Annotated in this window: 24 protein-coding genes; 13 read left to right on the top strand and 11 right to left on the bottom strand. The window is 68.4% G+C overall.

All coding sequences use genetic code 11. From position 1 onward, the window contains the following. Positions 1-2: 2 nt before the first annotated feature. From EPY72_RS06600 to thpR, 4 genes are all read right to left on the bottom strand, one after another. The gene (locus tag EPY72_RS06600; protein ID WP_135805908.1) at positions 3-668 is read right to left on the bottom strand and encodes a translation initiation factor IF-6; all 666 of its coding nucleotides are present in this window, start codon (positions 666-668) and stop codon (positions 3-5) included. Between the two features lie 4 nt (positions 669-672). Then, entirely contained in the window at positions 673-951 is a 279-nt protein-coding gene (locus EPY72_RS06595; protein ID WP_134671146.1) for a 50S ribosomal protein L31e, read from the bottom strand. Then, positions 951-1103 carry a 50S ribosomal protein L39e gene (locus EPY72_RS06590; RefSeq protein ID WP_128476843.1) on the bottom strand — a complete coding sequence of 51 codons (153 nt, stop codon included), beginning with the start codon at positions 1101-1103 and terminating at the stop codon, positions 951-953. Before EPY72_RS06590 ends, EPY72_RS06595 begins: the two co-directional genes overlap by 1 nt. A gap of 80 nt (positions 1104-1183) precedes the next feature. After that, the gene (thpR, locus tag EPY72_RS06585; RefSeq protein WP_135805907.1) at positions 1184-1738 is read right to left on the bottom strand and encodes an RNA 2',3'-cyclic phosphodiesterase; all 555 of its coding nucleotides are present in this window, start codon (positions 1736-1738) and stop codon (positions 1184-1186) included. Positions 1739-1828: 90 nt separating this feature from the next. On the opposite strand from thpR, the gene EPY72_RS06580 reads away from it, so the two are divergent. Together EPY72_RS06580 and EPY72_RS06575 are read left to right on the top strand one after the other, a co-directional pair. Continuing rightward, a complete protein-coding gene (locus EPY72_RS06580) occupies positions 1829-2572 on the top strand; it encodes a tetratricopeptide repeat protein (RefSeq protein ID WP_134671144.1) in 744 nt (247 codons plus the stop codon). Continuing rightward, positions 2569-2859: a DUF424 domain-containing protein gene (locus EPY72_RS06575; RefSeq protein WP_134671143.1), complete on the top strand. Its 291-nt coding sequence runs from the start codon at positions 2569-2571 to the stop codon at positions 2857-2859. The genes EPY72_RS06580 and EPY72_RS06575 overlap by 4 nt, the downstream gene beginning before the upstream one ends. A 10-nt stretch (positions 2860-2869) precedes the next feature. On the opposite strand, the gene EPY72_RS06570 is transcribed toward EPY72_RS06575, so the two are convergent. Next, positions 2870-3052, bottom strand: coding sequence for a hypothetical protein (locus EPY72_RS06570; RefSeq protein ID WP_134671142.1), 183 nt, complete (start codon positions 3050-3052; stop codon positions 2870-2872). A gap of 154 nt (positions 3053-3206) precedes the next feature. Here EPY72_RS06570 and EPY72_RS06565 point away from each other — a divergent pair, with 154 nt between their 5' ends. From EPY72_RS06565 to sufU, 4 genes are all read left to right on the top strand, one after another. Then, positions 3207-4454, top strand: coding sequence for an aminotransferase class V-fold PLP-dependent enzyme (locus EPY72_RS06565; protein ID WP_134671141.1), 1248 nt, complete (start codon positions 3207-3209; stop codon positions 4452-4454). Between the two features lie 42 nt (positions 4455-4496). After that, positions 4497-5123, top strand: a complete 627-nt coding sequence (locus tag EPY72_RS06560; protein ID WP_135805906.1) for an HD domain-containing protein — start codon at positions 4497-4499, stop codon at positions 5121-5123. Positions 5124-5176: 53 nt separating this feature from the next. Next, positions 5177-5623: a hypothetical protein gene (locus EPY72_RS06555; protein WP_135805905.1), complete on the top strand. Its 447-nt coding sequence runs from the start codon at positions 5177-5179 to the stop codon at positions 5621-5623. Between the two features lie 185 nt (positions 5624-5808). Continuing rightward, the gene (gene sufU / locus EPY72_RS06550; RefSeq protein ID WP_134671138.1) at positions 5809-6234 is read left to right on the top strand and encodes a Fe-S cluster assembly sulfur transfer protein SufU; all 426 of its coding nucleotides are present in this window, start codon (positions 5809-5811) and stop codon (positions 6232-6234) included. Between the two features lie 6 nt (positions 6235-6240). On the opposite strand, the gene EPY72_RS06545 is transcribed toward sufU, so the two are convergent. The 4 genes from EPY72_RS06545 to htpX all read right to left on the bottom strand — a co-directional run bounded on the left by EPY72_RS06545 (position 6241) and on the right by htpX (position 10326). Then, the gene (locus tag EPY72_RS06545) at positions 6241-7236 is read right to left on the bottom strand and encodes an AI-2E family transporter (RefSeq protein ID WP_135805904.1); all 996 of its coding nucleotides are present in this window, start codon (positions 7234-7236) and stop codon (positions 6241-6243) included. A 339-nt stretch (positions 7237-7575) separates the two neighbouring features. Further along, positions 7576-8610, bottom strand: a complete 1035-nt coding sequence (gene radA, locus EPY72_RS06540) for a DNA repair and recombination protein RadA (protein ID WP_135805903.1) — start codon at positions 8608-8610, stop codon at positions 7576-7578. 155 nt (positions 8611-8765) lie between these two features. Then, positions 8766-9371 carry a PspA-associated protein PspAB gene (gene pspAB / locus EPY72_RS06535; RefSeq protein WP_135805902.1) on the bottom strand — a complete coding sequence of 202 codons (606 nt, stop codon included), beginning with the start codon at positions 9369-9371 and terminating at the stop codon, positions 8766-8768. A 79-nt stretch (positions 9372-9450) separates the two neighbouring features. Beyond that, entirely contained in the window at positions 9451-10326 is an 876-nt protein-coding gene (gene htpX, locus EPY72_RS06530) for a zinc metalloprotease HtpX (protein WP_135805901.1), read from the bottom strand. Positions 10327-10450: 124 nt separating this feature from the next. On the opposite strand from htpX, the gene EPY72_RS06525 reads away from it, so the two are divergent. The 5 genes from EPY72_RS06525 (at position 10451) to EPY72_RS06505 (ending at position 15385) form a co-directional block, all read left to right on the top strand. Further along, positions 10451-11185 carry a CPBP family intramembrane glutamic endopeptidase gene (locus EPY72_RS06525; RefSeq protein WP_135805900.1) on the top strand — a complete coding sequence of 245 codons (735 nt, stop codon included), beginning with the start codon at positions 10451-10453 and terminating at the stop codon, positions 11183-11185. A gap of 64 nt (positions 11186-11249) precedes the next feature. Continuing rightward, positions 11250-12566, top strand: coding sequence for an aminotransferase family protein (locus EPY72_RS06520; protein ID WP_134671132.1), 1317 nt, complete (start codon positions 11250-11252; stop codon positions 12564-12566). Positions 12567-12718: 152 nt separating this feature from the next. Further along, the gene (locus EPY72_RS06515) at positions 12719-13855 is read left to right on the top strand and encodes a 60S ribosomal export protein NMD3 (RefSeq protein WP_135805899.1); all 1137 of its coding nucleotides are present in this window, start codon (positions 12719-12721) and stop codon (positions 13853-13855) included. Continuing rightward, a complete protein-coding gene (locus tag EPY72_RS06510; RefSeq protein ID WP_135805898.1) occupies positions 13852-14868 on the top strand; it encodes a class I SAM-dependent methyltransferase in 1017 nt (338 codons plus the stop codon). Before EPY72_RS06515 ends, EPY72_RS06510 begins: the two co-directional genes overlap by 4 nt. Before the next feature lie 79 nt (positions 14869-14947). Continuing rightward, the gene (locus EPY72_RS06505; protein WP_135805897.1) at positions 14948-15385 is read left to right on the top strand and encodes an MOSC domain-containing protein; all 438 of its coding nucleotides are present in this window, start codon (positions 14948-14950) and stop codon (positions 15383-15385) included. 3 nt (positions 15386-15388) lie between these two features. On the opposite strand, the gene EPY72_RS06500 is transcribed toward EPY72_RS06505, so the two are convergent. Beyond that, positions 15389-16183 carry an aldo/keto reductase gene (locus EPY72_RS06500; protein ID WP_134671128.1) on the bottom strand — a complete coding sequence of 265 codons (795 nt, stop codon included), beginning with the start codon at positions 16181-16183 and terminating at the stop codon, positions 15389-15391. A 189-nt stretch (positions 16184-16372) separates the two neighbouring features. Between EPY72_RS06500 and EPY72_RS06495 the strand changes: the two genes are divergently transcribed. After that, positions 16373-16594 carry a hypothetical protein gene (locus tag EPY72_RS06495; protein ID WP_135805896.1) on the top strand — a complete coding sequence of 74 codons (222 nt, stop codon included), beginning with the start codon at positions 16373-16375 and terminating at the stop codon, positions 16592-16594. 186 nt (positions 16595-16780) lie between these two features. Continuing rightward, entirely contained in the window at positions 16781-17101 is a 321-nt protein-coding gene (locus tag EPY72_RS06490) for a 4Fe-4S dicluster domain-containing protein (RefSeq protein WP_134671126.1), read from the top strand. A gap of 50 nt (positions 17102-17151) precedes the next feature. On the opposite strand, the gene EPY72_RS19270 is transcribed toward EPY72_RS06490, so the two are convergent. Next, entirely contained in the window at positions 17152-17316 is a 165-nt protein-coding gene (locus EPY72_RS19270; RefSeq protein WP_167599451.1) for a DUF6757 family protein, read from the bottom strand. Between the last annotated feature and the right edge of the window lie 28 nt (positions 17317-17344).

Below are 17344 nucleotides of genomic sequence, written 5' to 3'. Positions count from 1 at the left end.
TGTTACTCGATGTAGTCGAGCGCCTGGTCGATCCGGCCCAGTTCGGGGCCCGTGGTCTCCTGCCCGACGACGTAGCCCTCGTCGTTGGCGATCAGCCCCGAGCCGACCAGCGGCGCGCCGTAGTTGATGGTGCCGATGTCGGCGGGCACGTCGAGCACGTCCTCCAGCCGGTCGAGCTGTTCGTCGGTCGTCTTCGGGTGACACAGCACGCCCCGATCGGTGGCGACCGCGGCGGTGCCGACCGTCCGGACCCCGGCGAGCTCGCCGCGTTCGACGTCGACGTCGAGCGCGTCTTTGACCGCCTGTACGGCGTCCCGGGGGAGGTCTGGATGGACGTACGCGCCGGTGTCGTTCGCGAGGACGACGTTGCCGGCGGCGTTGATCCGCCCGGGCAGTTCGGTCACGGGGGCGTCGACGGCGTCCTCGATCCGGTCACGTTCGCGGTCGGTGACCCGGCTCGAGACCAGCAGGCCGGCGTCGTTGCCGACCGCGAGCGCGCCGACCGTCGAGGAGCCCCCGACCGTGGTCGGGAGGGCCTCGACCGCGAGCTCCTCGGCCAGGTCGTCGACGAGGTCGTCGTCGAGGTCGGGACGGACCAGCAGGTACTCGTCGGTGGCGCGCGCGAACACACCCACGTACGACGACCCGAAAAAGGCGGCGCGAAGCAAAGCTCTACTCGGCGTGTTCCGCTTCCACGATGGTCTCGCCCTCTTCTTCGAATCGGGCGGCGCGCACGCGGAGCTTGCTCGGGGGCTTTTTGCGACCGCGCGACCAGACCGCCTCGTTGATCGAGGGGTCGAGCCGGACCTCCTCGCCGTCGACCTTGAAGTGCTGGGCGAGGTGGTCCCGGACCAGCGACATCGCCTTGTCGGCGCGCTTGTGCTTGGCCTCCGCCTTGGCGTCGCGGAGCGGCACGGTGATGACGCGCTCCTCGAAGTCGTTGGCGCTCATTATTCGTCGGTGTCGTTGCGCCGCCAGTTCCGGCGCTTGGGGTTGCGCTGCGTCTCGCGGTCGGTCTTCATGATGACCCACGCGGGCACGCGGCTGTTCTGCCGGTCGAGCTTCGAGAGGCGCTTTTTCTTCGCCTTCGACTTCTTACTCATGGTACTCCACCTTTCCCCGCCGTGGCTTAAAATCTTGTTCCTTTGTGTCGCTACGCCCGAGCAACGTCGCCCGATCCCGGCTACAGCGGGAACGACGCGACCGTCTCGTACTCCGGACCGTCGTCGGTCAGCACGCTCTCGGTGAGCCGGATCTCCTCGACCGTCGCGGTCCCGACGGTCGGCTCGCGGGTCTCGACGACCTCCTGGACGTGTTCTTTGCCGCCGGCGTGGTTCATCCGCGCGAGGGTGACGTGGGGCGTGAAGTCGCGGTCCTCGGCGTCGAAGCCGAGCCGAGTCACCTCCCGCTCGACGGCCTCGTGGAGCCGGGTCAGCTCCTCGCCGCCTTCGCCGACGCCGAGCCAGACGACGTTGATGTACCCGAGACCGGGGAACACGCCGAGCCCCTCGTAGGCGGCCTCGAACGGGCCGACCCCCGCCTCGGTGACCGCCCGCCGGACGGCGTTTTTCACCCGGGGGAGCTGTCCCTTGTTCACCTCGCCGAGGAACTTGAGCGTGACGTGGGCCTGCTCGGGGTCGGTGAGGTCCAGTCCAGAGGCGCGGGCGAGGCGGTCCTGAACGCGCGCGACCTCGTCGGCGAGGTCCTCGGGCAGGTCGACGCTCACGAAGAGTCTCATCGGGGCTCACTTGGTCGGAGACGGGCTTGAATGTGGGGGCGAATCCCGATGGCGCAGGCCTTAACATCGCGCGACGCCAATCCGAATCACATGAGCGACCCAGAGGACCACGACTTCTCGGAGGGCGAGGACTTCGGCGACCCCTACGAGGCGTTCGACCTCGATCCGCCCGAACTCGACGTCGACCCCGACAAGGTCGACCCCGTCGACTCCCGGGTGGTCACCGATCTCCTCGACCAGCACAACGTCTCGAACGACGACATCGACGTCGACGAACTGGTCGACGTCGGGCTGAACTACATGCGGATCAACCGCTACGAACAGGCCGCCGACACCTTCGAGCGCGCCGCCCAGTACGCCCCCGACGACAGCCGGCTCGAACAGGAGGCCTGGACGAACAAGGGCGCGGCCCACGCCGAACTCGACGAGTGGGACGAGGCCATCGGCGCCTACCGCGAGGCGATCCACATCGACGAGGACAGCGAGCACGCCGCCACCGCCGAGACCAACCTCGCGTTCGCGCTCTGGGAGTCGGGCCGGAGCGAGCAGGCGCTCGAACACGCCGAACGGGCGGTCGAGATCGACGAGCGATTCGCCGAAGCGTGGTACAACCGCGGCTTTTTCCTGCTCGAACGCGGCCTCGCGGAGGACGCGCTCAACAGCCTCGAAAACGCCATCCGGCTCGGGCTCCGGAACTCGGAGATCCTCGACGAGAAGGCCCGCGCGCTCGAAGAGCTCGGCCAGTACGACGAGGCCGAGGAGATCGCCGAGGAAGCCGAGGAGATGCGCGAGCGCGCCGAGCAGGAGCTCATCGAGAACGAACGGGACCGATGATACTCGCGGAGCGATCGACCGACGAGGGACTGCTCGTGGCGGTCTGTGACGACGACGTGCTCGGAGAGACCTTCGAGGACGGGGCGGTGTCGCTCACCGTCACCGAGGAGTTCTACGGCGGCGAGGAGGTCGACGAACAGGCGGTTATCGAGAGCCTCGCCCGGGCGTCGGTCGCCAACATCGTCGGCCGCGAGGCGGTCGAACTGGCGATCCGAGAGGGGTTCGTCGACGAGGCGAACGTCCTCGATGTCGACTCGACCCGCCACGCGCAGTTTCTGAGGATGTAGCCGGCGGTGGTCACCCGTCGCCGAGCGTCGGGAGGTTCACGACGACCAGCGTCAGCACCGAGAGTCCGGCGAGCCCGGCGCCGACCGACGCCAGTCCCGTGTCGTACGCCACGGCCAGCACCGCGTGGAACGCCCCGACGAACGCGAGCCCGACCAGAAGCAGGCTCGCGCCGAGTCGTCGCTTCGAGACCATACGCCCGAAACGGACGCCAGCGACTTAACCGGTGGCCCGGTCCCACTGACGTAACCGGTCGCCGGCCCCGTCGCGCGCCGACGTAACCGCGAGCGGTTACGGACCGTCGCCGGGACCGAAGGAATGTTCTTGCTCCAATCCCTAAATCCGGACAATGGGACTGCACCAATCGGACGCGCTCGACGTCGAGCGCATACGCGAGGAGTTCCCGATTCTGGATCGCGAGGTCGGGGACGGCCAGCCGCTCGTCTACCTCGACAACGGCGCGACGACCCAGAAGCCCGACCGGGTCATCGACGCCATCGCCGACTACTACCGGACGTACAACGCCAACGTCCACCGGGGGATCCACCAGTTGAGCCAGGAGGCCTCCATCGCCTACGAGGAGGCCCACGACGCGGTCGCCGAGTTCGTCGGCGCCGACGGCCGCGAGGAGATCGTCTTCACCAAAAACACCACCGAGGCCGAGAACCTCGTGGCCTACGCGTGGGGGCTGAACGAACTCGGTCCCGGCGACGAGGTGGTGCTGACCGAGATGGAACACCACGCCTCGCTGGTGACCTGGCAACAGATCGGCGAGAAGACCGGCGCCGACGTGAAGTTCATCCCGGTCACCGACGACGGGCGCCTCGACATGGACGCCGCGGCCGAACTCGTCACCGACGACACCGAGATGCTCAGCGTCGTCCACGTCTCGAACACGCTCGGGACGGTCAACCCGGCCGCCGACCTCGTCGACCTCGCCCACGACCACGGCGCCTACGCCTTCCTCGACGGCGCGCAGGCGGTGCCGACCCGGCCGGTCGACGTGAACGACCTCGGCGCGGACTTCTACGCCTTCTCGGGCCACAAGATGGCCGGGCCGACCGGTATCGGGGTCCTCTACGGCAAACAGGAGCTCCTCGAAGAGATGGAGCCGTACCTCTACGGCGGCGACATGATCCGGAAGGTCACCTTCGAGGAGACGACGTGGAACGACCTGCCGTGGAAGTTCGAAGCCGGCACGCCGAACATCGCACAAGCCGTCGGGCTCGCCGAGGCGATCGAGTACCTCGAAGAACTCGGGATGGAGTCGGTCCAGCGCCACGAGGAGCGACTCGCGGAGTACGCCCTCGACCGGATGGCCGAGTTCGACGACATCGAGATCTACGGCCCCACCGAGCCCACCGATCGCGGCGGGCTGGTCGCGTTCAACCTCGACGGCGTCCACGCCCACGACCTCGCCTCGATCATGAACGACCACGGCGTCGCCATCCGGGCGGGCGACCACTGCACCCAGCCGCTCCACGACAAACTCGGGGTCGCGGCGTCGGCCCGCGCGTCGTTCTACGTCTACAACACGACCGACGAGATCGACGCCTTGCTCGAGGCGGTCGACGACGCCCGCCAGCTGTTCGCCTGACGTTTCGATTCTTTTTCATCTCTCGGCGCCGTCCGCTCTCCCATGTTAGACGAAGTCCGCGAGCGCGCTCGTCCGTACTTCCAGCGCGTCGCGCCCGCCCACGACTGGCACCACGTCCGTCGGGTCGCCCGACTGGCCGAGACGCTGGCCGGCGAGTACGACGTCGACGAGACGGTCCTGTTCGCCGCCGTCTGGCTCCACGACGTCGGCCGCGGGCGCGAGGATCGCGGCGAGATCGACGACCACGCCGAGTGGGGCGCACGCGAGGCCGCCGGCATCCTCTCGGACCTCGGGGCCGACTCCGAGACCGTCGACGCCGTCGCCCACTGCATCCGCGCTCACCGCTACTCGAACGACGTGGACCCCCGCACGCGGGAGGCCGAACTGCTCTGTGACGCCGACAACCTCGACGCGCTCGGGGCGGTCGGCGTCGCGCGGTGTTTCACCTACGGCGGCGAACTCGGACAGCCGATACACGACCCCGAACTGCCCCCGGAGGACGACGACACCGCCGCCGGAGCGACGCAGTTCAACCACTTCCACAAGAAGATATTGACGCTCCCCGATCGGATGTACACCGACGCCGGCCGGGCGCTCGCCGACGAACGTCAGGCGTTCGTGGTCGCTTTCCTCGATCGGTTCGAGCGGGAGGTCGCCGGCGACGCCTGATCGCTCGACCCGAAATCGCCCGTCTTTTATCGGATTGGTGCGACGACACCGATATGGTGAACTGGACGCTCGCGGCGGTGATGGGTTCGCACACACTGATGGCCGTCCTCTGGGCCGGGGGCTATCTGGTCACGTCGATGCTCGTCGTGCCGGCGGCCGACCGACACGACGCCCCCGAGTTCGCCCTAGACGTGCTCGACTCGCTGAAGTGGTTCGCGGTCGGCGGGATCGTGGTGATGGGCGGGTCGGGCGGCGCGGCGCTGTGGGTGCTCTACGACAACAGCCTCCCCGAGGGGACCCGCGGCACCGCCCTGATCGCGATGATGACTCTCTACGGCGTGTTCGGACTGACGAGCCTGTGGGCGTGGTGGGAGACCAGAAACGCCCGCACGGACGGGGTCTCCTCGCTCCCGACCCGGCTCAAGATGGCGTTCCGGACGAACGCGCTGGTCGCGACCCTGCTCGTGCTGAACGCCTCGGTCATCGGCTACGTGGCCTGAACTGTCGCGGTGCGGTCGCGGCGCGGTACAGTTGCGGTGTGGCGCGGTACAGTTGCGGCGCGCTGTGGTCGCGGAGACCGCACGCACCTGTGTGTTGTTCCGCGACGGAGGTGCTCCTGTGGGCCTCCTCGACAACAGGGTGTGCGGTAGGCTTTTAGGTGGCACGCGCCTATTTGCGTTCAACAATGGGCATGGGCTCGGACATGTATCGCCAGCAGATTCTCGACCACTACAAGAACCCCCGAAACTACGGGGAACTGGACGAGAAGACCTACACGCACGCTGGCGAGAACCCGATGTGCGGCGACGAGATCGCGATCGACGTGAAACTCGACGACGACGAGGAGACGATCGAACGCGTCGCCTTCCGCGGGGACGGCTGTGCAATCAGTCAGGCGAGCGCGAGCATGCTCTCTCAGGAGCTAGCCGGCAAGTCCGTCGCGGAGATGCGGGAGATGGACCGCGACGACGTCATCGACATGCTCGGGGTCGACATCAGCCCGATGCGGGTGAAGTGTGCGGTCCTCGCCGAGAAGGTCGTCCAGGACGGCGCGGAGATCTACGAGGGCGAGAAGGAACTCGACAAGACGACGACCGAAGACGACGAGTAGCCCCTTTTAGACCGCAGAGAGCTCGTAGTAGTCGGTGAACACTTCGACGGTCGCCTTGAACAGCGCCAGCAGTATCGGGCCGACGAACAGGCCGATCGCCCCGAGGAAGTACGCCGCGCCGAACACGCCAAGCAGTATCACGCCCGAGTGGAGCGACGTCTCCTTGTCGATGACCAGCGCGCGCAGGTAGTCGTCGGTGATGGCGACCGCGCTCATGCCGTAGACGACCAGCAGTACCGCCGCGACCGGCCGTCCTTCCACGAGGAGGTAGATCGTCGCGCCGCCCATCACCGGCGAGACGCCCACGATCGGCACCATCGCCAGCACCATCATCACGATCGTCCAGAACGCGGCGTTCGGGATGCCGGCCACGAGGAAGCCCACGCCAGAGACCACGCCCTGTACCACCGCGACGAAGATGTGGCCCTTCAGGACCGCCCACGTCGCGTCCTCGGCCTCGTCGTAGAGTCGGCTCTGGACGTCGCGGGGCAGCGGCGTGACGCGCTTGGTCCAGTGGATCAGATCCGCGCTGTCCTTGAGCAGGTAGTAGAACAGGAAAAGCGCCAACAGCACGCCGAGAAACGCGTGGAGTCCGGCGCTCGCGACGCCGGAGACGCCGTCGGCGATCCCGGCGGTCAGGCTGTCGAGCGCTCTATCGAACCGCGAGGAGAGTTCGATACCCAACGTGCGTTCGGCGGCGGCCTCGACCGACCGGTACGCCGGGAGGTCGCTGACCGCGGTCGGCACGTCGCCGACCTCGGCGAGCCCGAGCGACAGCAGTGCGCCGGCGACGCCGAAGACGACGATCACCGTCAGCGTCACGAGCCCGAGCGCGGCGACGCGCGGACCGACGCGTGGCGCCAGCCGTCGCTGGGCGGGCGTGAGCACGAACGCGAGCAGGATCGCGCCGAGCACGTAGTTCAGGAACGGGCGGACGATCAGCACCGCCAGCACCGCCAGCACCCCGACCAGTACGACCGCGAACCCGGTACGTGGCTTCATGCCGGCGGCGTACGCCGTATCGGCCTAAAGGCGGACGGGCCGTGAAGTGTGGTTGTGGCGGTGTTGTGGCGGTGTTGTGGCGGTGGCCACATCACTTCGTACCGCGAGCGACCAGAGTGAGCGAGCGGACCAAGTGACGACCCGAAGCGAACGGCGGGAGGAGCGCCGCGTCTGCGTGAGCGGAGCGAATGCAGGCTCGGGAGAGCTTCGCTCTCCCGGTGTTTTTGATCGAGCTTTTGCAAGCGAGCGCCGCTCGGAGCGTCTCGGCGAGCGAAGCGAGCCGAGGCTCGAAAGACGCGAAGCGTCTTTCGGCGCGACCGCTGTAAAAGGTCGTCGTCCTTATTCGGGCTTCAGGCCGCCGTCCTCGACGCGCATGACCGCCTCGCCGTCGGCGAGGTTCGGCGCGTCGACGAGCCGGACGATGCGCTTGTCGCCCTTCGACTTCCGGAGGTACATCCGGAACGTCGACTTGTGGCCCAGAATGTTGCCTCCGATGGGCTGGGTCGGGTCGCCGAAGAACGAGTCGGGGTTCGAGGCGACCTGATTGGTCACGACGACCGCGGTGTTGTGGAGGTTGCCGACCTTGTCGAGGTCGTGGAGGTGCTTGTTGAGCTTCTGCTGGCGCTCGGCGAGTTCGCCCCGGCCGACGTACTCGGCGCGGAAGTGAGCCGTCAGCGAGTCGACACAGAGCAGTCGGACCGGATACTCGTCGTCTTGGGTTTCGTTCGCGAGCTCTTGGGCTTTCTCGGCCAACAGCATCTGGTGGTTGGAGTTGAACGCCTTGGCGACGTGGATCTTGTCGAGGAAGTCCTCGATGAGTTCGTCCATCGCCTCGTCGTCGCCGGGACTGCCCTCGATCTCGCGCTCGTCCATCGCGGCCTGGAGCGCCTCGTCGGGGAGCCCCCGGACCATGTCGTCGATGCGCTCGGGCCGGAAGGTGTCCTCGCTGTCGATGAACATGGCGCTACCGCCGAGTCCGCCGTGCTCGCGGGGGAGCTGGACGTTGACCGCCAGCTGGTGGGTGACCTGCGATTTGCCGGCGCCGAACTCGCCGTACACCTCGGTGATCGACTGGGTCTCGACGCCGCCGCCGAGGAGCTCGTCGACCTCATCGATCTTCCACTTGAGCTTGCCGATCTGCTCGCGGCGCTCTAACACGGCCGCGCCGGTCTCGAACCCGCCGACGTCGGCGGCCTCGCGTGCCGCCTGAACGATGTCGGCGGCGGTCGAGTCGCCAACGTCCGCGGTGTTGGAGAGTTCGCTGGGACTGGCTACCGCGAGGCCCTCGTAGGAGTCGAAGCCTGCGTCTCGGAGCTTTTCTGCGGTCGCCGGACCGACGCCCGGCAGTTCTTCGAGGTCTACGTCTGCTGCCATCGTACGCCTGGCTTGTGCCCCTCGTCATATAAACCCCCGTTAACAGTAGAGTGAAAGTGAAATTAGCAGACGCGAGCCGGTTTCGTATCGACCCGTCACGGGATTTAAAAAGTAAAGAGTCCCACCGAGTCCTCAGTCGGGTCGCGCGGCGCCGATCACTCCCACGGGTGGCGGCCCGGCGCGTCGGGCCAGAGGGGGTACCAGTACTCCTTGTCGGTCTCGACTTCGAGTTCGCCGTCGAGGTTGCTCTCCAGTTTGAACTCCGCGCCCGAGTCGCGGTCGCTCGTCCCCTGGGGCACGAAGGGGTAGTACGCTCCGCGCCGGAACGAGTAGACCCAGTAGGCGCCGGTGTCGTCCTGTTCGAACGCGAACACCGCCGCCAACAGCCGCGAGCCGTAGCCGTGCTCGATGAGCGTGTCTGCCGCAAAGTGGAGGCTGGTCACCAGGTCCTCGAAGTCGTCGTCGCGAAGGACGACCCACGAGTAGCCGTACTCGTCGGTGTGGCCCTCGGCCTCGGTGCCGGTCTCCTCGGCGCCGAACTCCAGGATGTCGTGGACCTCGTCCATCGCGTCCCGGAAGTCGGTGTTGTCGACCTCGGAGAAACACAGCGCCGCCTCACCGATGGCCGCGTAGCCCAGCTCTGCCTCCATCGTGATGTAGGCCGTACTCATCCCGAACAGGTCCTCGGGGTCGGCCTCCCGGGTCGCGTCGGCCTCCGCGCGGATGCCGAGCACTTCCCGGAGTCCGTCGAACAGTCCCATGCGAGTCCCTACGGACGCCCGGACAAAAAGGAGTGGTTCCGAGGGCCGCCCGCCACCGTCCCGCAGACGGTCGCGGCGATCAGGCCGCCTCGGCCTGGCGTTCGAGGTCACGGAGCTGTTCGACCCGCGCCTCGGTGCTCGGGTGGGTGCTGAACAGCTTACTGATGAGCCCGCTCTTGATCGGAATGATGAAGAACGCGTTCATCTCCGACTGCTCGCGCAGGTCGTCTTCGGGCACGTTGCCCATGTTGCCGTCGATGGTCATCAGCGCCGACGCGAGCGCGGCGGGCTTGCCGGTGATGGTCGCGGCCCCCCGATCGGCCGCGAACTCGCGGTACCGCGAGAGCGCCCGGATGAGGAAGAAGCTCACGACCCACACCACGAGCGACGCCGCGATGGCGACCCACACCGGCGCCTGATTCCGGCTGTCGCCGCCCCCGCCGAACCACCAGCCCCACCGGACCACGAGAAACGCGATGGTCGAGAGGAACGACGCGATGGTCATCACCATCATGTCGCGGTTCTTGACGTGGGCGAGCTCGTGGGCCAACACGGCCTCTAACTCCTCTTGGTCGAGGGTCTTCATCAGCCCGGTGGTGACCGCGACCGCGGCGTTGTCCTGCGAGCGCCCGGTGGCGAACGCGTTCGGGACGCGGCTGTCGACGACCGCGACCTTCGGTTTCGGGAGGTCGGCCTGCTGGGAGAGCCGCCCGACCATCCGGTGAAGCTCGGGGTACTCGCTCTCGTCGACCTCCTTTGCGCCCATGCTCCACAGCGTGAGCCTGTCGCTGAAGAAGAACTGGGCGAGCGAGAAGCTCCCCAGCAAGAGAACCGGGATCAACATGCTCGTGAACTGCGTGCTCAGTACGCCGATGAAGACGGCGTACAGTGCGAACAGCAGGAACATCGTGAGCGCCATGCGCCCCCGAAGTCCCCAGTCTGCTTTCCATTCCATACGCGCCCATAGGAGTTCACCCTGTTTAAACGTTCTTCGCTCGCCTGCGTCGCCGCGCGGGGTTTTCGGTTCCGCAGGGGCCCCACCGAACGTATTTACCCGCACGCGATGTCACTCGCTCGTAATGTCTCTCCGTACGGCGGGGCCGGTACGACGCGTCGTCGCCGCGACCGGCCTGTCGGCGCTCGGGATCGCGTTCAGCGTCTTGCTGTCGATCCCGGTCTTCGTGGTCTCGCTCGACGCGCTGACGCAGTTCGTCGCCGCGCTCGTGCTCTCGGAACTGGGGTTCGTGGCGGCCGCCCTCGCCTTCCTCTACGCGACGGGTCGCGGGCTCGGCTACCTCGACGTCGGTCGGCTGAACCGTCGCGCGATCGGACTCGTCGTCGCCGGGACCGTCGGGCTGTTCGTCTTTCGACTGGCGGCGATCCTCGCCGCGCAGGCGCTCGGGCTCCCGCTCGCCGGCAACTCGGTCACCCAGCTCGCCGAGGAGGGGCTGTTGGAGACGCTGCTCGCGCTGGTGCCGCTGTCGGTCGTCGTGGTCGGTCCGGCCGAAGAACTGCTCTTTCGCGGGGTGGTACAGCGCTATCTCTCCGAGGAGCTGTCGATGTTCGGTGCTGTCGCGCTCGCCAGCGTGCTGTTCGCGCTCGTCCACGTTCCGACGACGTTCGTCGCGACGCCGGACCTCGCCGCGGTGAGCGTCACGCTCACTATCCTGTTCGGGCTGTCGATGCTTCTCGGCTACCTCTACGTCTGGACGGGGAACCTCCTCGTCCCGGTTCTGGTCCACGGCTTCTACGACGCGTTGCTCTTCGGGCTGGCGTACGTCGCGCTCGCGTCGGATCTGAGCGCGGTCGCGTGACCGAACTGCCAGCACGGCCTGTCCGGTGGCGTGTCTTTATATCGCCGGGCGTTCATGCGCGAGTATGAGTCACGGTATGCAGACCCACGAGTTCGACGATCCGCTCGCTCACTGGTCGGACGGTGACGGGACGGTCCCGACGATCACTCGCGGCGACGGCGCGTACGTCTACGACGAGGAGGACCGCGAGTACCTCGATTTCATCTCGCAGCTCTACTGCGTCAACGCCGGCCACAGCAACGACGCGATCGTCGACGCGATGACCGAGCAGGCCCAGCGGATCCCGTACGTCTCCTCCTCGAAGCACAACGACGCCCGGTCGGAGCTGTCGTCGCGGCTGACCGAGATCGCGCCCGACGGCCTCTCGGACGTGTACTTCGCGGTGTCGGGTAGCGAGGCCAACGAGTCGGCGGTCAAGTTCGCCCGCGACCACCAGGACGCCCACAAGGTGCTCACCCGGTGGCGGTCGTACCACGGCGGCACCTACGGCGCGGGCTCGCTGACCGGCGACCCCGGGACGCGCGCGACGCTCGAACGCCACGCCGCCACCTCCGGGTCCGGGAAGTTCCTCCCGCCGCTCCCGAAGGCGTTCGACGCCGAGACGCCCGAGGAGCTCGCAGAGCAGGCGGCCGACCACCTCGAATTCGTCATCCGCAACGAGGGGCCCGACTCCATCGCGGCCATCCTCACCGAGCCCGTCGGCGGCACCAGCGGGGCCTACCCCGCGCCGCCGGGCTACTTCGAGCGCGTCCGGGAGCTCTGTGACGAGTACGACATCCTGCTCATCTCCGACGAGGTGATCGCGGGGTTCGGTCGGTGCGGCGACTGGTTCGGCATCGGCACCGAGGACGTGACCCCGGACATGATCACGTTCGCCAAGGGCGTCACGAGCGCGTACGCGCCGCTGGCGGGCGTGCTCGTGAACGACGCCGTCGCCGACGAGCTCCGGTCCGACGGCATCGACGTGGGCCAGACCTTCGGCGGCCACCCGGTCGCCTGCGCCGCGGGCCTCGCCGCGATAGACGAGTACGAGGACGGGCTCGTCGACAACTGCCGGGCGCTCGCGCCGACCCTCGAAGAGGGGCTCCGCGGGCTCGAAGCCCACGACGCGGTCGCCGACGTCCACGGCCGGGGGTTCCTCTGGGGGATCGAGTTCGCCGACCCCGAGACGGGCGAGCCCTTCGTCGATCCGTGGGCCGGCGACGACGGCGACAACCCCGTCGCCGAGGTCCGCGAGATCGCCTCCGACCGCGGCGTGCTGGTCGGCGGCGGCCGCCCCGAGATCCAACTCATCCTCTCGCCGCCGCTGTGCATCGGCGAGGCCGAGATCGAGCGGGCCGTCGACGTGCTCGACGACGCGATCGGCGAAGTGTTCGGGTAGCCCGGCCGATCGGTCGCTCGGCCGCCGGCGTTTTCGCTCCGGCGACCGAACTCCCGGCGTGACCGTTCGATCCGCTCGCGGGCGCCGCGTCCTCGTCGGCGCCGGGATCGCGGTTCTTCAGACTTAAACCCGCGAACCCCCTACCACGCACCATGACTACCGACGCCCGCCGGTTCTGCCCGAACTGCGGGGACCCCATCGAGACCGACCCCGCCGAGCGCCCGGTGGTGCCGGGTGCGACCGGCGCCCGCGGCAAAGAGCAGACGCTCTGTGACGCCTGCTACTTCGACCGGTTCGACCTCGTCGACGCGCCCGACCGCATCGAGGTGCTGGTCTGTGCCCGGTGTGGCGCGGTCCACCGCGGCAACCGGTGGGTCGACGTGGGCGCTCGCGACTACACCGACATCGCGGTCGAGGAGGTCAGCGAGTCGCTCGGGATCCACCTCGACGCCCGCGACGTGACCTGGCAGGTCGAACCCGAACAGGTCGACGAAAACACCATCCGGATGCACTGTTATTTCACCGGCATCGTCCGGGACACGCCGGTCGAGGAGGAGGTCGTCGTGCCCGTCAAGATCTCTCGCCAGACCTGCACGCGGTGCGGTCGGATCGCCGGCGACTACTACGCCAGCGTGGTTCAGGTCCGTGCGCGCGACCGGACGCCGACCGCCGAGGAGGTCGAACGCGCCGAGGCCATCGCCGAGGAGATCGTCGCCGACATGGAGGCGACCGGCGACCGCGACGCCTTCGTGACCGACGTGAGCGAGACCGACGACGGCCTCGACGTCAAGGTCTCGACCACCAACATCGGCAAGAAGATCGCCGCCAAGGTGATCGAGGAGTTCGGCGGGAGCTACTCCGATTCGGAGACGCTCGTGACCGAAGACGAGGACGGCGAGGAGGTCTACCGAGTGACCTACGCGGTCCGACTCCCGCCGTACGCGCCGGGCGAGATCATCGACCTCGCCGACGACGACGGCGGGCCCGTGCTGGTCCGGAGCGTCCGTGGGAACCTCAAAGGCATCAGACTCACCACGGGCGAGCCCTACGAGGCCGGCTTCGAGGACGGCGATGCGCCCGAGGCCCGGCGGCTCGGACGGATCGAGGACGCCGAGGAGACTACCGTCGTCACCGTCGAGGACGACCGGGCGGTGCAGGTGCTCGACCCCGAGACCTATCAGGCCCGGACAATCGCCCGCCCCGAGTACATGGACGCCGAGGCCGACACCGTCCCCGTGTTCAAGAGCCGGGCGGGCCTCCACGTCGTGCCCGACCGGGACGAGGCATGACCGGCGACGACGCGCTCGCGGCGGTCGTCCGCAAGCCCGAGAGCGAGGCCGCCATCGCCGCCCTCCGGGCGGAGGGAGTCTACGACGCGACCCGAAAGGTGACCGAGTACAGCGAGAAGACCGTGGCGCTCCCGGTGACCGATCCGCCGGCCGAGACCGCGGTGCTCGACGTGGTCGAGCAGGTCGACCCGGAGCGGCGCCTGCCGGATCTGGCGGCCCACCTCCGCGAGCGCGGGTGGTCCGACGACGAGATCGAGCGCGCCCCGGGGTCGTGGGCGGTCGTCGGGAGCGTCGTGCTCGCGACGTTCCCGGCGGACTGTCCCGACCGTCGGGCGGTCGGCGAGGCACTGCTCGACCTCCACGGCGAGGCCGACACCGTGGTGGCCCGCGAGGGGATCTCGGGCGAGCACCGCGAGCCCTCGGTGTCGGTCGTGGCGGGCGCGGGCGACACCGAGACGGTCCACACCGAGCACGGCACCCGCTACGCGCTCGATTTCTCGACGGTGATGTTCTCGCCGGGCAACAAGGCCGAGCGCGCCCGGATGGGCGAGGTCGTCGAGTCGGGCGAGCGCGTGTTCGACATGTTCGCGGGCATCGGCTACTTCACTCTCCCGATGGCCCGGGCGGGCGCGGCGGTGACGGCGGTCGAGCGCAACCCGGCGGCGTTTCGCTACCTCGCGGAGAACGCGATGCTCAACGACGTCGCCGATCGGGTCTCGGCGTTCCGGGCGGACTGTCGGGACGTGGACGTCGATCCTCGGGTCGACCGCGTGGTGATGGGCTACTACGAGGCCCACGAATATCTCGACAGCGCGCTCGCGGCGCTCGCGCCCGGCGGCACGATCCACATGCACGAGGCCACCCCCGAAGACCTTCTGTGGGACCGACCCGTCTCGCGGCTCCGGGCGGCGGCCGCCGACCGCGACCGGGAGGTGGCGGTCCTCGATCGCCGGAAAGTCAAGAGCCACAGCGAGGGCGTCTGGCACGTCGTGGTCGACGCGACCGTCGAGTGATCGGCCGGACGACGCGAGCGCGGGACGCTCCGGCCCTGCGGCGCACGACGTTTAAGTCCTCTCGGCGAGAGGCCGACGTATGAACGGAACGGGTACTGTCGAAGCCATCCACCTCGCGCCCGAGTCGGGCGCGGACGTCGAATCGGTCGGTGCGGTCGAAGCGCTCGCGGGCCGCGGACTCCGGGGGGACCGTCACTTCGGGGACGGGGGCGGCGGGCTCACGCTCATCGAGTCCGAGGCGCTGGCGGCCGCCGAGCGCGACGGCTTCGAACTCCGGGACGGCCGCCACCGCCGGAACGTCACCACCAGCGACGCCGCGCTCAATCACCTCGTCGGCGAGCGGTTCCGCGTCGGCGACGTGGTCTGTGAGGGCGTCGAACTCTGCGAGCCGTGTCGCCACCTCGAATCGCTGACACGGGACGGCGTCGTCTCCGAACTCCTCCACCGGGGCGGGCTCCGGGCGGACGTCGTGGAGTCGGGTACGCTCGAACGCGGCGACGAGATCGAGCCCCTCTGAGCCCTACGCGTCCCACGCCGCGCCGTCGGGGTCGACGCGTCGCTCGCGGCGCTCGATGGCGTCGATGCGGGCCACTTCCTCGTCGGTGAGCGCGGGCGGGTCGAAGTTCGCCCGGAGGTGGGACTCGCCGGTGGCCTTCGGGATGGGGACGACGCCGTCGCGCTGGGCCAGCCACGCGAGGCTGACCGCCTCGGGGCTCACGTCGCGGTCGTCGGCGACGTCGGCCAACACGTCGACGTCGCCGGCCTCTCCCTGCAGTAGCGGGGCGTACGCGACCACCGTGATGTCGTGTTCGCGGCAGTACGCAAGGAGGTCGTCCTGCGGGAGCAGGGGGTGCATCTCGACCTGATTGGCGGCGATCGGCGCGTCGAGAATCTCGCGGGCCTCCGCCAGCAGATCGACCGTGAAGTTGCTCACGCCGACGTGCTCGGTCTTGCCGGTCGCCGCGAGCCGGTCGAACGCGGGCAGGGTCGCCTCGGCGTCGTAGGCGTGGGTCGGCCAGTGGACGTAGAACAGGTCGACGGCGTCGACCCCGAGCCTGTCGAGGCTCTCGTCGGCAGTCCGGGCGACGTCCTCGGCCGCGAGATTCGTCGGGTGGACCTTCGTCGCGAGGAAGATCTCCTCGCGCGGGACGTCGCTGGCGGCGATGCCGTCGCCGACCGCGGCCTCGTTGTCGTACATCTGGGCGGTGTCGACGTGTCGGTAGCCGAGTTCGAGCGCGGTTCGGATCGTCTCGGCACACTGATCGGGCTCGTCGTTCCCGGAGGTGCCGAGCCCCGGACTGGGAATCGTGGTCACGAACTGTTCGTGTCCGCGGCCGGGCAAAAAGGTACGCGCGCCGGCAACTCCGCCCGCGACATCGCGGCTCCTGGATCCGACCGCCCCGGCGGTCGACGTGTCCGTCGGCGCGACGACCGCGGCGCGAGACGGCTTCTGGCGGAACGACGCGGACGAAAGAGCGAAGGCCGCGGGCGGCCACGATCACGCATGGTCAGCGATTCGCGGTTGGCGCTACTCGGCGTCGGCGGCGCGGCGAGCCTCTGCTGTGTCGGGACCGGTGCGGTCGGCGGTGGGGCCCTGACCGGCGGCGCGGTCGCCGGCGGGCTCGGCGGGAGTCTCGCGCAGGTGGCGGTGACGGTCGTCACCGTCGCCGCGCTCGGACTGGCGTGGCAGCGGTTCGGCCCCGAGCCGACCGGCGATTCCGAGTAGCGACGTCGACGCCGACTGGCGCCGGACTGACTTAAACGGTCAGCTCTCGACGCTGTACGGAAACGACCGGACCGCTCCCGTCCCCCGTTTTTAGCCCGGCCTAAATCGTTTCCCCGACCCGTGGATTTAAGTAAAGAGCATCGTTTTAAGTAGCCTTCCGCCTGTAATACGAACAGGTGATTACCGATGGCTATTGACCCGCAATTCCACGAAAACCGCGAGCAGATCGACACTCACGAGGGCCACGACGTGTGGGGTCCCGTCGACGAACCCGAGCAACTCGGCATCCACGGCACCCACGTCGCGGTCGACTTCGACCTCTGTATCGCCGACGGCGCGTGTCTGGAGGACTGCCCGGTCGACGTGTTCGAGTGGGTCGACACGCCCGACCACCCCGAGAGCGAGAAGAAGGCCGACCCCGCCAACGAGGCCCAGTGTATCGACTGCATGCTTTGCGTGGACGTGTGTCCAGTCGACGCCATCGACGTCGACGCTGGTCGGGCCTGAGACGAGACTGGCGGCGCTGAGACGCCCAGAACCGATCGTTTTTCGACGCGCTACTCCGGGCGATCGACGTCGAGCTCCTGGCGGAGCGACGCCAGCGCGTCGGTGTCCGCGAGATACTCGAACTGCTCGCGGAAGTGCTCCTCGCAGAGGCCGACCCGGACGCCGCCCTTCTCGGGCGCGAACGACGCTTCCCGGTCGCAGTAGTGACACCGCATGACCCACCGTAGGGGCCCCACCCGGTTT

The organism is Halorussus marinus (assembly GCF_004765795.1).
Classification (GTDB): Archaea; Halobacteriota; Halobacteria; order Halobacteriales; family Haladaptataceae; genus Halorussus; species Halorussus marinus.
The sequence above is the reverse complement of the archived record's forward strand: the minus strand, read 5'-3'. Positions and strand labels throughout refer to the sequence as shown.